This window comes from Collinsella aerofaciens (assembly GCF_015553355.1).
Taxonomy (GTDB): domain Bacteria; phylum Actinomycetota; class Coriobacteriia; order Coriobacteriales; family Coriobacteriaceae; genus Collinsella; species Collinsella aerofaciens_V.
This window is the reverse complement of the sequence record NZ_JADNGN010000026.1, coordinates 1-11,638: the sequence shown is the minus strand read 5'-3', so window position 1 is coordinate 11,638 and position 11,638 is coordinate 1. Positions and strand designations below refer to the sequence as shown.

General features: G+C 60.3%; 13 protein-coding genes and 1 tRNA gene. 9 read left to right on the top strand and 5 right to left on the bottom strand.

Annotation, left to right across the window (positions count from 1 at the left end):
* Positions 1 to 18 precede the first annotated feature (18 nt).
* The 6 genes from rpe to I2D57_RS07030 all read left to right on the top strand — a co-directional run bounded on the left by rpe (position 19) and on the right by I2D57_RS07030 (position 4,769).
* Positions 19 to 690: a ribulose-phosphate 3-epimerase gene (rpe, locus tag I2D57_RS07055; RefSeq protein WP_195361972.1), complete on the top strand. Its 672-nt coding sequence runs from the start codon at positions 19 to 21 to the stop codon at positions 688 to 690.
* Positions 691 to 696: 6 nt separating this feature from the next.
* Complete coding sequence (locus I2D57_RS07050; RefSeq protein WP_195361971.1) at positions 697 to 1,875, top strand: cysteine desulfurase family protein; 1,179 nt, start codon at positions 697 to 699, stop codon at positions 1,873 to 1,875.
* Positions 1,872 to 2,681 (top strand): Nif3-like dinuclear metal center hexameric protein, encoded by an 810-nt coding sequence (locus I2D57_RS07045; protein WP_195361970.1) that lies wholly within the window; start codon positions 1,872 to 1,874, stop codon positions 2,679 to 2,681. The genes I2D57_RS07050 and I2D57_RS07045 overlap by 4 nt, the downstream gene beginning before the upstream one ends.
* Positions 2,678 to 3,397 (top strand): zinc ribbon domain-containing protein, encoded by a 720-nt coding sequence (locus I2D57_RS07040; protein ID WP_195361969.1) that lies wholly within the window; start codon positions 2,678 to 2,680, stop codon positions 3,395 to 3,397. Before I2D57_RS07045 ends, I2D57_RS07040 begins: the two co-directional genes overlap by 4 nt.
* A gap of 3 nt (positions 3,398 to 3,400) precedes the next feature.
* Complete coding sequence (coaBC, locus tag I2D57_RS07035; RefSeq protein WP_229055678.1) at positions 3,401 to 4,612, top strand: bifunctional phosphopantothenoylcysteine decarboxylase/phosphopantothenate--cysteine ligase CoaBC; 1,212 nt, start codon at positions 3,401 to 3,403, stop codon at positions 4,610 to 4,612.
* A gap of 80 nt (positions 4,613 to 4,692) precedes the next feature.
* Positions 4,693 to 4,769 (top strand) — tRNA-Pro (locus I2D57_RS07030).
* Positions 4,770 to 5,453: 684 nt separating this feature from the next.
* Here the strand turns inward: I2D57_RS07030 and I2D57_RS07025 are convergent.
* From I2D57_RS07025 to I2D57_RS07015, 3 genes are all read right to left on the bottom strand, one after another.
* A complete protein-coding gene (locus tag I2D57_RS07025; RefSeq protein WP_195361968.1) occupies positions 5,454 to 5,909 on the bottom strand; it encodes a DUF6273 domain-containing protein in 456 nt (151 codons plus the stop codon).
* Between the two features lie 529 nt (positions 5,910 to 6,438).
* Entirely contained in the window at positions 6,439 to 6,561 is a 123-nt protein-coding gene (locus tag I2D57_RS10125) for a hypothetical protein (RefSeq protein WP_411161255.1), read from the bottom strand.
* Positions 6,554 to 7,405: a BspA family leucine-rich repeat surface protein gene (locus tag I2D57_RS07015; protein WP_195361966.1), complete on the bottom strand. Its 852-nt coding sequence runs from the start codon at positions 7,403 to 7,405 to the stop codon at positions 6,554 to 6,556. The genes I2D57_RS10125 and I2D57_RS07015 overlap by 8 nt, the downstream gene beginning before the upstream one ends.
* Positions 7,406 to 7,559: 154 nt before the next feature.
* On the opposite strand from I2D57_RS07015, the gene I2D57_RS10120 reads away from it, so the two are divergent.
* Positions 7,560 to 8,219, top strand: coding sequence for a DUF1648 domain-containing protein (locus I2D57_RS10120; protein ID WP_195361965.1), 660 nt, complete (start codon positions 7,560 to 7,562; stop codon positions 8,217 to 8,219).
* A 974-nt stretch (positions 8,220 to 9,193) separates the two neighbouring features.
* Here I2D57_RS10120 and I2D57_RS07005 read toward each other — a convergent pair.
* Complete coding sequence (locus I2D57_RS07005; RefSeq protein WP_195361964.1) at positions 9,194 to 9,649, bottom strand: hypothetical protein; 456 nt, start codon at positions 9,647 to 9,649, stop codon at positions 9,194 to 9,196.
* 386 nt (positions 9,650 to 10,035) lie between these two features.
* Between I2D57_RS07005 and istB the strand changes: the two genes are divergently transcribed.
* The gene (gene istB, locus I2D57_RS07000) at positions 10,036 to 10,779 is read left to right on the top strand and encodes an IS21-like element helper ATPase IstB (protein ID WP_195361963.1); all 744 of its coding nucleotides are present in this window, start codon (positions 10,036 to 10,038) and stop codon (positions 10,777 to 10,779) included.
* Positions 10,780 to 10,783: 4 nt separating this feature from the next.
* Here istB and I2D57_RS09925 read toward each other — a convergent pair whose 3' ends face one another.
* Positions 10,784 to 11,107, bottom strand: coding sequence for a hypothetical protein (locus I2D57_RS09925; protein ID WP_229026471.1), 324 nt, complete (start codon positions 11,105 to 11,107; stop codon positions 10,784 to 10,786).
* A 305-nt stretch (positions 11,108 to 11,412) separates the two neighbouring features.
* On the opposite strand from I2D57_RS09925, the gene I2D57_RS09920 reads away from it, so the two are divergent.
* Positions 11,413 to 11,638 (top strand): hypothetical protein (locus tag I2D57_RS09920; RefSeq protein WP_229055677.1); only part of this gene is annotated, 226 nt, incomplete at its 3' end.

Genomic DNA, 11,638 nt, shown 5'->3' with positions numbered 1-11,638 from the left:
CGCAGAAAGGCTTCTACCATGGGTTCCATCAAAATCGCTCCGTCTGTCCTTTCGGCCGACATGGCCAACCTCAAGGGCGAACTCGACAAGATCGCCGGTGCCGACTACGTGCACTTCGACGTCATGGACGGCCACTTTACCGGCAACCTGACCTTTGGCGTTGACATCCTTAAGGCCGTCAAGCACTCCACCAACGTGCCGGTCGATGCGCACCTCATGGTGTCGAACCCCGACGAGACAGTCGATTGGTACGCCGATGCCGGTGCCGACATGATCACCGTGCACTACGAGGCCTCCACGCACCTGCACCGCACGCTCACACATCTGCAGCAGCGCGGCGTCAAGGCCGGCGTGGTGCTCAACCCCGCCACCCCCGTGTGCGTACTCGAGAGCATCATCGACGTCGTCGATATGGTGCTGCTGATGAGCGTGAACCCCGGCTTTGGCGGCCAGAGCTTTATCCCCGGTACCATTGCCAAACTGCACGAGCTCAAGGCCATGTGCGAGCGCCACGGCGTGTCGCCCATGATCGAGGTCGACGGCGGCATTTCTTCCAAGAACATTGCCGAGGTCGTCAAGGCTGGTGCCAGCGTTCTCGTGGCCGGCTCCGCCGTATTTAAGTCCGAAGATCCCGCCGCCGAGGTTGCGCTGCTGCAGAAGCTGGGCAATGAGGCCGCACAGGAGGCATAAACCCTTATGACCGCAGGTCAAAACCGCATACCCGTGAATCTTGACTACGCCGCCTCGACGCCCATGCGCGCCGAGGCGCTCCTTGCGCAGCGCGAATATGACGACAGCGAGCTTGCCGGCGTCAACCCCAACTCGCTGCACTCGCTCGGCCGCAAGGCCGCCGCGCGCCTGGAGGTTGCCCGTCGCGAGATCGCCCATAGCTTTGGCGCACGCGTCCGCCCGTCCGAGATTGTTCTGACCAACGGCGGCACCGAAGCCAACCAGCTGGCGCTGCTCGGTCTTGCCGAGGGCGCCCGTCAGCGCGACCGCAAGCGCAACCGCGTGATCGTATCTGCCATCGAGCACGATTCGATTCTGGACAACCTGCCGCTGCTGCGTGCCGCTGGCTTTACCGTCGACCTGGTGCAGCCCTGCCGCGCGGGCTACATTGAGCCTGCCGCGCTTGTCGAGCTACTAGGCGACGACGTGGCGCTCGTGAGCATCATGGTCGCCAACAACGAGACCGGCGTGGTGCAGCCCATCCGCGAGCTTGCCGCGGCCGCGCATACCGTGGGCGCCCTGTTCCACACCGACGCCATCCAGGGCTATCTGCACATTCCGCTCGATGCCACCGAGCTAGGCGTCGACGCCATGTCCGTCGCAGCCCACAAAATTGGCGGTCCCGTTGCCTCCGGCGCGCTCTACGTTAAGACCCGCACGCCACTGCGTCCCCGCATCTTTGGCGGCGGACAGGAAGCCGGACGTCGCGCCGGCACGCAGGACCTGCGCACACAGCTGGCCTTTGCCGCTGCCGCCCGCACGCTGGCACCCCATGTGGCTCAGGAACGCGAGAAGCTGCAAGCCCTTTCCGACAAGCTCTACGCCACGCTTACGGCTCATCCGCGCATTCACGCCACCATGGGAGACTACGCACATGTCGACCGTCTGCCCGGCATGGTATCGATCTACATTGACGGAATGGACTCCGAGGAGCTTATCATCAAGCTCGATGCCGCCGGTTTTGAAGTGTCGGCAGGTTCGGCATGCTCGAGCGGCAGCATGGACCCCAGCCACGTTTTGAGCGCGATGGGCATCGGTCGCGAGCAGGCGCTGGGCGCACTGCGCATCTCCTTCGATGACCGCGTGAATCCGGCCGATCTGAATGAGTTCGCCAAGACGCTCCTCTCGATCGTGGGTGCCGCATGATCGCCGCCGAGCTTGAGCGCGCGCTGCTGGCACGCTATCCCAAGACCGATGCCGAGAGTTGGGACCATGTAGGACTCTCCGTCGGCGACCCTGCCGCGGAGATTACCGGTGTTGCCTGCGCACTCGATGCGACCGAAGCCAATGTGCACCGCGCCCAGGAGGCCGGCGCCAACGTGCTGCTGACGCATCACCCCATCTATATCAAGGCGCCCGAGGCGTTTTGTCCGGCGGATGCCACGCGTCCCCAGTGCAGCGCGGCGCTCTATGAGGCGGCCCGATGCGGCGTGAGCATTATCTCGCTCCACACCAACCTGGACCGCTCGCACGAAGCCTGCCTCTGCCTGAGCGAGCTGCTGGGTGCCGCACCCGTGAGCTCATTGGAGCACGTGGACGACCCCGAAGCCACCGGCCTGGGCGCACTTGCAACGCTCAACGACCCGTGCACGCTGCGCGATCTTGCCACCCGTGCTGCCACGGCCTTCGGCAGCAACCCGCGCGTTTGGGGTGAAGCCGAGCACCCGTGCCGAACCGTCGCCATTTTGGGCGGCTCCCTGGGCGACTTTGGAGAGCTCGCCATCGCCGCGGGCGCAGATGTTGTCGTGACGGGCGAGGCGGGCTACCACGTGGCGCAAGACCTTGCCTTGCGCGGGCTACCGGCGATCCTGCTCGGCCACGACCGCTCCGAGGAGCCGTTCGTTGATATATTGATGAACTCTGCAGTTGATGCCGGGGTCGACCCCCGTCATGCGATTAAAATACTGAACCCTTGCCAATGGTGGACTGTGACAAAAGGAGAGAACTTATGAGCGCCGGCGCTACGCTACTCAAGCTGCAACAGATCGATTTGGAGCTCGCCCGCAACAAGAGCGAACTTGCCAATATGCCGGAGCTCAAGGAGCTCGCTTCCAAGCGCAAGACCTATGTGAAGCTCAAGTCCGAAATGACCAAGCTCTACGCCCAGCGCAAGGACCTGGATATTGAGCTCGACGATCTCAACACCACCGAGATCCAGACCAATAACGCCATCGAGGCCGCCAAGAAGCGCCACGTTGATGGCTCTGACTACCGCGAGGTTCAGGACCTGGAGAACGAGCTCGCCACCCTGGCCAAGCGCTTGGACAAGATCGAGCACACCCGCAAAGATGTCGTCGTCGCCCACAAGGAGGCGCTCGACCGCGAGGCTCGCGCGCAGGCCATCATCGCCAAGTTCGAGGAGGGCGTGAAGGCCAACACCAAGGCCGCCCGCGCCAAGGCCGCCGACCTCCAGGCACAGATTGACGCCGCCACTAAGGAGCGCACCGCCCTTGCCGCCACGCTGCCGACCGACGTGCTCACCGACTACGAGCGCCTGCTCAAGCAGTTCCGCGGCCTGGCCGTCGAGACCATCCAGGGCAACATCCCCACGGTTTGCCACACCGCGCTGCAGGCATCGTCCATGAGCGACCTCAACCACGACGGTAGCGAGATTACGCATTGCCCGTACTGCCACCGCCTCCTGGTGCTCCCGAGCAAGGAAGCTTAAACGATGGCGGCACCCAACAATTCAATGCAACTTGAGGAAAAAACGATCCTGCTGGGCATTACCGGCGGGATCGCCGCCTATAAGTCGTGCAACATCGTGCGCCTGCTGCAAAAGCGCGGTGCGCGCGTCAAGGTCGTTATGAGCGAGCATGCCACCGAGTTTGTCGGCCCGCTCACCTTCCGTGCGCTTACCAACGAGCCCGTCGCCGTAGGCCTGTTCGACGACCCCTCCGACCCCATCCACCACATTTCGCTGGCGCAAGAGCCCGATCTGGTGGTCGTGGCGCCCGCGACGGCCAATATCATCGCCAAGATGGCCAACGGCATCGCCGATGACCTTATTTCCACCACGCTGCTTGCGACGCCGCGACCCATCGTGATCGCGCCGGCCATGAACAACGGCATGTGGAAGGCGCCGGCAACGCAGGCCAACATGGCCACGCTGCGCGACCGCGGCGTGCATGTGGTGGGACCCGGCAGCGGCTACCTTGCCTGTGGCGACGTGGACACGGGCCGCATGAGCGAGCCCGAGGACATCGTCGAGGCTGTCTGTGAGGTGCTCAACCCCGCGCCTCAGGACCTGGCGGGCAAGCGCATCGTGATTACCGCCGGCCCCACGCACGAACCGATCGATCCTGTGCGCTTTATTGGCAACCGGTCGTCGGGCAAGATGGGCATCGCCCTGGCGGGGAAGGCTGCTCGCCGCGGTGCCGAGGTCACGCTTGTGCTGGGCCCGACATCGCTCGATGTTCCCCGCGGCGTGGAGTGCATGCGCGTGCAGACCGCAGCAGAGATGCTGGAGGCGGCGCTGAGCGCCTTCCAGACGGCCGATGCGGCCATTTGCGCGGCCGCCGTCGCCGACTACACACCGGCGGCCCCTGCGGACCATAAACTCAAAAAGTCCAACGAGCGCTTGGAATGCATCGAGCTGGTCGAAACGGTCGATATTTTGGCCGAGCTCTCGCGCCAGAAGGGCGAGCGGTGCGTGATCGGATTTGCGGCCGAGACCGATAACGTCGTGGAGTACGCGCAGCGCAAACTCGCGCGCAAGGGCTGCGATGCCATTATCGCCAACGATGTCTCGCGCGCCGATTCGGGCTTTGGAACCGACACTAACAAGGCCTGGATCGTGAGCACAGCGGGCACGCAAGAACTTCCCGTGCTAACAAAGCCCCAGCTCGCAGATACAATTTTGGACTTGCTTCAAAATTTGTAAAAAAGTTCTTGCACAAGTCTAAAGTTTCGGGTTAATATACTCCCTGTTGCGAGCGAGAGCGGAGCAACAGACAAAAGCTTCGGGACGTGGCGCAGCTTGGTAGCGCACTTGACTGGGGGTCAAGGGGTCGCTGGTTCGAATCCAGTCGTCCCGACCAGAAGTTTGCAGGTCAGGCACCTAGTGCCTGACCTTTTTTGTTTTAAGCAATTGCTTAATTTTGATTAAGCAACAGGGTGCCAAAAATCTACCTGCGCGATAATCGCTTTTTGCGGTTACTTGCGCGTTTTGCACGCGCTTGAGCCGATTTATTAACGCGACATGAATCTACATACGCGTAGCTGGTATACAGACGAGTACAGTCTGTATTTATCGCGGCGATTTACACAGATATAGCGACTGTATCGAACAAGTGTGTCGCTGTATTTATTCCAGTAGTTCACTTGATCGGTGGACAAGTGGGCTGTTGCAACGAAACGTCAACCAAGATGGGCTCCATACGAGGATGCCGCAGGGGTAATGGCGGGGGAGTGCGGCAGGCGCTCCGAGAGCCGCTGTATGACCCCATTTCTCCTCAAACCAACTACCTGTGCCATGAGCCTAAAATGTACGAGTAATCGCTAAAAGAAAAGCCCGCGCAGGGTTGCGCAGGCTTTTTCGCAAGACAAGCTAGAAGACAGGCTAAAAACACCAGGCGGGGCAGACGCGAACCGAACTCGCCCCGCCGGCTTCGCACGACGGATGGCCGGTGTCGCCGACATTGAGGAAGCCAGGATAGTTGCCCGGATGCACCGAACGCTCCCACCAAAATTCACCATTGGCAATGGCGTAGTTACTCCCGTAGTTATCCGTCACCTCGTTCTTGAAGGCCTCGTACTGGGTTCCCTCGGAGGAAGTCCAGGGATAGGATGCCCAATAGGAGGTGGGGGGCGATCTCAGAGTAGCTGAGCAGGAACAGCTTGTCCGAGGTAGCCGTCACGGCGGCGTTCTTGTTCTCATCACCGCCCCCGACATTGTTCGATGGCTTTTTGACGGCCTTCACCTTGGACTGGAAATCGGAGGGCATCAGATTCCAGATCTTGCCGGAGTTCATTTTCTGACGGAGTTCAGACTTCTCCCAACCGCCGGCGTTGGTGTCAATCGCGTTCATGGGGGACCAAATGCCCGTCGTGGTGGTGAGGAACGTGAGGCCCGCCTTGCCGGATCCGCCTGCAGGGTCATCATGATTGATGCCGATAATGCGGTAAGTCAGCGTCTTGCCATCGGTGAGCTTCATCGAGAACTCGGTGCCGGCATCCATCGCGGCCTTCGCCTTAGCGTAGGCGGGCGACGCCTCGCCCTTGGCGGCGATGTCCTCGGCAACTGCCTTCTGCTCACCGAGGGTCCAGTCCTTCGCGTGCCCTTCGCGTCCTTGGCGAGCGCCGCCTGGACGGTCGCGGAACCCGCGCCGTTACCGCTGCCGGAACCGCTCGGTTCCCAAGTCCCACCTGCTGTCCCGTTTACCAATACTCCCGCCACCGTGTTGAACTGGTTCCTGATTGCCGACGAGACCCAAGGGCCGGCTATCATCACAACCAGGACGATAATCGCGATGACCAGAACGTACTCGATGGCTCCTTGGCCTCGGAGGCGGGTATTCCTAGGAGATACCCACCCCCCGAAGGTTAATTGCCGCTGCATGCATATGCGACACTCCCTTCGCATGGGGATTGATATTGCATGCAGAGCGTACGTTAAAGCGAACCGACTAGCCCGTAACGTGCCGCTGAGGCAACGGCGGCACGGGTGCCCGCGCCACATAAACTGCTTGCCGTTTTGTTTCTTCAGACCTACTGCCACGCCTTCGGGAGGATAACGCCGGGGGCGCAGTGATTGAAGTTACTATGATTGGCATAGGTTGGGACATTCCAATCGGAACAGTCGAGGTTTAGATTTTTGCAATAGCTAAACATGCCGAGCATATCCATAACATCTGAGGTCTTCCACCCTGGTCCAAATTTCACGCTTTTCAGCGAGCTGTCGGCGGAAAAAAAGGAGACGTAAATCGCCGGCTTTCCGCGTCGACCATCCGGAGATGTCAATCTCCTCGACCTTGTAAAGGTTTTTGAGCGCCGAGTCGAATTCGACGACCGAGGACGTATCCCAGCTTGAAATACTGAAGGAAGTCGCATTGCCGCAATACGCGAATGCGTGCTGCAGATTTGTGCAGTTCGACATGTCGAACTTTGCCAGATCAAAGCTCTTGCAGTTCTCCATGTACTGAAAGCAAAATGCCAACGAGTGGATTTCCATGCCATCGTCAATGGCCTTTACGGCCACGATATTACTTCTGTTAGGCCACCAGGGGGCAGTCGTCTTGCCGTCGTTTCCTACGGTCGCGGTGGCGTATCCATTTTCGAACCCCGTATACACCGCCGTCACGCGGCGGCTGTTGAGCATGTCACCGACTCTGGGGACCCCGCGGCGCTTGTAGAACATGAGGCTGTGGTCGTCCTCCGAGTACACGGCGAACGCTATCCCGTGAACGGGGTCCACGATGTCGGCGTCGGTCAACGACCCGTTGCCGCCGCCCGTGCCGCCCGACTCCCAGCTCCCCTTTGAGATTCCGTTGCCGAGCGTCCCCGCCACCGTGTTGAACTGGTTTGTGATCGCCGACGAGACCCACGGTCCCGCGATCAGCACCACCAGGACGATGATCGCGATGATCAGTACGTACTCGACTGTCGACTGCCCCTTCGGGCGGCGGGTAAATCTGGGAGATACCCCCCCCCCGAAAGGAATTTCCGCTGCATGCATGTGCGGCTCCTCTCGGATTGCTTTGGCTGATGCTGCAGAGGATAGACGCGATTACTAAGGATGAGTCAACAATGCCGCAGCGGCATTCACACTAAGAGGGTAAAGCGTTCGGAGTGACATCCCGTTCCAAAACGTATACTTGATTTAAGGCGGAGTGGAATGTGGGCGCGCAAGGAGATGCGGAATCGATGAGAGCCTCAAAAAAACTACTGCAGTGTTATCATCTTTCATCCTCTCTATTCTTCCATTTCTGATTCTATGGGCGGCTTGGTCAGTCCTCCCTGATACAATTCCCGCTCATTGGAGTGGGGGTGTGGTTGATCGATGGGGTAATAAGCTTGAATTGCTGGTTGTTCCGCTGTTTTCTCTGATTGGTTCTATTGCAATTTCTGTGTACCTTATTGTTTCCACGCGGCGAAGAGAGTTCGCGGATTTCTCTGCTCGAATGCGACGGGACTTTGTTGCGTGCTATATTTCTAGTCTTCTTTTATCGACAACCTGCTCAGTGATAATTGCCGTTTGGGTTCAGTTGATTCTTACGCAAAGCACTGCGGTTGATGGGGGACTTGGACTATCGATCCTGTATTCCCTTCCCGGGCTATATGTGATCTTGTGCGCTTTGCCGCCTTTTTATGCGAGCGGCGAGAGCAAAAAGGCAGAGCGCCTGATAACAGTTCTTATTGGCTGCGCGGAGATTGTTCTTTGTGGAATAGTGCTTGAAGGTTCGGCTGCCTCTTATACGATGATTGGACTGATGATTCTGTTCTGTGCGTTTGAGATTGTGTCACAGGTAAGGGATAGCCGGTCCTTATGAGTTGAATTACGCGCGTGCGGATATAAAGGTTGGCATGTTAAGCTGGTCGTTTTCTCGTTCTGGGACATTTGCAGTAGGATGAGTGGGACTAGGCGCGCTGCGGTGTGATGGTGACGGTTGAGACTTGTATCGCTGCAAATCCGCTGATGCACATTTTGCTATTGGGCTTGAAGGTGGGACCTACAGGCCTTTGTTTGGGATGTTCCGGTCGTCCAACACGTGTTGCACGGCTTTATATTGTTACGCTCGTTCGGCGCTCCGTTGGAGCATTTCCGGGTTTGTCGGCATCATGACTTGGCCAAGTGACACGCTTGCCGGGACGGTTGTAACGCCGCGCCGGTTCCGTGTGCTCCTTCGTTGTTGGCCTGTCCAGCCGGGGGCGGATTCGGCCTCATGTTGTGGCGCACGGCCTTCAGGGGCTTCCCCCTGGCGAGTTATGTTCGTCCGTATGGGTAAGGGTCGGGTTGAGCTGACAATCCCGTGTCGGAAGGGGCTTGCACCATGCGCGCGATGACAGAGATTGAGTGGCTGGACGGCCGTGTGACGAAGGTGCCGGAGCTCGCCCTGGGCGATGCGCTCGGCGAGAGCGTCCAGGCGGAGCTCGATTTCGGGTTCGACGACGTGTTGGAGGGCCTTTGGGTTGAGGTGCGCCATCATGAGCCGGATGAGGACTCGGACGGCGACCCGCGCGGGAGGGGCTGCGCACTGTACGCGGACTGCCGGTACAGCCTGGTCGAACCGTCGGACCTCGACCGTGTCTTCTGCATCCTTTACGAGGGGCAGCCGAGGGTCCAGCCGCGTCGCGGGGGAGCTCGTGAACCTTTCGCGGGCCTGCGCGTTGTCCTGCCTCATGCTCGGATCTCCCTACCCGCCAGGCGCCCTCGAGGCCCTGGCCGCGTGCGCTCGATACCTCTGCGGTCCGGCTTTCACGTCCGACCTCGCCGCCCGCGTCCGCGCGCGGATCCCATCCGGCCTCACGCGCTTGAATATCGAGCTGAGCCCAAACGATGACCCACACCCCATCGGTCTTCATGATGATGCCTCGATGAGCCAGCTCGCCCAGAGCTTTCGATACAGTCGGTTGAGTCGAACAGACTTTTTTCGAGCTTGTCCTGACGCATGAAAAGACCTTTTGTAAGTTCTTTTCCATTGGCATCCTTCCTATTAGGCCCTTTGGACGTCTGGAAGGAGCAAATCACGATCAGAATCGCAAGCTGGACGCGATTCTTCGCGACCGCAAATAATGAGTCGTAGGATGGCCTGTTGATTCCACTCAGGATCTCGCTCTTTGCAATCTCATCCTGTCGAACGTCAAGCGCCGCCTCCATCTCGCTAGGCGTCTCGGCCTGATCGGCAACCGATGGAGCGTCCGTGTCTAAAGGCCACGGGAGCCCACGGCCTTTTTGCGGTTTGTAGCTACTTGTACTCATGTTGATTCCTCCGGTGCGAGGCTATCCAACCCAATTGCCGACTGTGCCCATAATATGGTTGATTTCCGATCTCAGCCGAACACATTGAGCGGATAAGCCGTTCCCGCAGTTAGCCGAACGCCCCCGAGGCCCCATTCAGGCCACGGGGGCGTCGTTTTCCCAGTTGAAGGAACGGTGGAGATGTGTTTCGATGGGTCCGGTGGCCATGCTCCGCCCGCCGCCCGGCACCTCTTCCCAGACTCAGCCGTACGGTCGGTCCGTCTATTCCGTTTTCGCCCTTAGGCTAGGCCAGCGGGGCATCGCTCCTCTCTGCGCGCGCCCTCTCGGCGGGGCCGGCGGGGCCGACCTGTCGGTCTACGACGGGTTCCCGAAGGGGGCGGTCGCCGATGGCAGCTAGCGAGGAGCTGGCCCGCAGGGTCGTGGAGGCCGGGCGGTCGTGCTCGCTCACCACCGCCGTCCTGGAGGAGTGGTCGAGGCTCGGCACCCCGAAGCAGGTGGAGTACCTGGCGGGCTACCTCGAGGCGGAGAGGTCCAGCCGCGAGGCCTCGAAGCGCGCGACGCTGCTCAGGCGCTGCGCGCTGCCGGCGCCCAAGACCTTCGACGGCTACGACTGGTCGGCCGTGTCGTGGCCGGAGGGCATGGGGCGCGAGTCGCTGCTCGCGCTCGACTTCGTCGAGCGCAGGGAGAACCTCGTGCTCATGGGCGACGTCGGCACCGGCAAGACGCACATGGCGTCGGCCCTCTGCGCGCTGGCGTGCGAGAGGAGGCTCGAGGCGCGCTTCTTCACGGCGTCCTCACTCGTGATGCGTCTGAGGCGCGCCCGCGACGACGGGAGGCTCGACCGGGAGGCCGCAATCATCGGCAAGGCCCGCCTGCTCGTCATCGACGAGCTCGGGTTTCTCCCGCTCGACGCGGACGGGGCGAGGCTGCTCTTCCAGGTCTTCGCCGACGCATACGAGAGGCAGTCGGTGGTAATCACCACGAACCTGGAGTTCAGCAGGTGGGGGTCGGTGTTCGGGGACGACCAGATGGCCGCCGCCGTGATCGGCCGCATCGTCCACCACGGGAGGCTCGTCCAGTTCCGCGGCGAGTCCTACCGCGTCCGCCATGCCCTCATGCAGGAGGGCTAGCCGCTCAAAAAGCGTGCGCGCTTCCGATGCTGCGACTGCTCAATTTCCGATGCTCTTTTTGCTCAAATCCTCTTGACGAAACACAGAATACGTGCGGGCGGCGCTTGCAGCCGATCGCACGGTACCGGCCGCACCCGTTGCAGCAGCGCGGCCACGCCGCCAGGCGCGGGCAGGCCGCCGACAGGTCGGCCGAGCCGTCGACGCGCTCGCCGCGCCTGGACTTCGGCGCCGTCACGAACCTGTGCGACGCCACCTCGGCGCTCACCGCCGAGGGCGACCTGCCCAGCTCCCTGGCGATCTCCCTGCACGAGGCCCTGCGCTCCAGCATCCTCTGGACCGTGTCCCGCTCGTGCCTGGTGAGCCTGCCGTAGGCCCTCGGGGCCGCCTCCGCGGAACCCTTCTTCCTCTTTCCGGACCGGCCGTCCTCCGATCTCCCGGGGCCGGCGGGTCCGGCCCTCAGGGTATCGGGTTCCCACATTCATCCGCACATGTGCGGATGAATGTGGGAGGTGTTCGGATGAAGTTGATAATCAAGGCCAGCGAAAGTGCATGTTATTTAGGACAGTCAAATTCTTTGAAAAACAAATGGATGCTGTAGAATTACAAATAAGAGTCACCCGGAAGGAGCGATCGATGAAAAGCAAACGATTTGTCCTGAATGCACTTCTGGTAGTAGCAATATTGACGCTCTTCGTCTTTTCGTACTCATACATGAATCAGCCAAGATTTGGATATGCTTTATACGCTGTTTTTTCCGGCGAAACAACTTACAACACTATAGGCTTCATTGACGCAATCTTTTTCTATGTAGTCGGCCCCCTATCAAGCGAACTGGTCGCTTTTGTTGTCTGCTTCAACC

What these genes read in the sequence shown, in the direction of transcription:
- rpe (WP_195361972.1), top strand. Translation starts at nt 19, where the DNA reads ATGGGTTCCATCAAAATCGCTCCGTCTGTCCTTTCGGCCGACATGGCC.
- I2D57_RS07050 (WP_195361971.1), top strand. Translation starts at nt 697, where the DNA reads ATGACCGCAGGTCAAAACCGCATACCCGTGAATCTTGACTACGCCGCC.
- I2D57_RS07045 (WP_195361970.1), top strand. Translation starts at nt 1,872, where the DNA reads ATGATCGCCGCCGAGCTTGAGCGCGCGCTGCTGGCACGCTATCCCAAG.
- I2D57_RS07040 (WP_195361969.1), top strand. Translation starts at nt 2,678, where the DNA reads ATGAGCGCCGGCGCTACGCTACTCAAGCTGCAACAGATCGATTTGGAG.
- coaBC (WP_229055678.1), top strand. Translation starts at nt 3,401, where the DNA reads ATGGCGGCACCCAACAATTCAATGCAACTTGAGGAAAAAACGATCCTG.
- I2D57_RS07025 (WP_195361968.1), bottom strand. Translation starts at nt 5,909, where the DNA reads ATGGATGCCGGCACCGAGTTCTCGATGAAGCTCACCGATGGCAAGACG.
- I2D57_RS10125 (WP_411161255.1), bottom strand. Translation starts at nt 6,561, where the DNA reads ATGTTTAGCTATTGCAAAAATCTAAACCTCGACTGTTCCGATTGGAAT.
- I2D57_RS07015 (WP_195361966.1), bottom strand. Translation starts at nt 7,405, where the DNA reads ATGCATGCAGCGGAAATTCCTTTCGGGGGGGGGGTATCTCCCAGATTT.
- I2D57_RS07005 (WP_195361964.1), bottom strand. Translation starts at nt 9,649, where the DNA reads ATGAGTACAAGTAGCTACAAACCGCAAAAAGGCCGTGGGCTCCCGTGG.
- istB (WP_195361963.1), top strand. Translation starts at nt 10,036, where the DNA reads ATGGCAGCTAGCGAGGAGCTGGCCCGCAGGGTCGTGGAGGCCGGGCGG.
- I2D57_RS09925 (WP_229026471.1), bottom strand. Translation starts at nt 11,107, where the DNA reads ATGCTGGAGCGCAGGGCCTCGTGCAGGGAGATCGCCAGGGAGCTGGGC.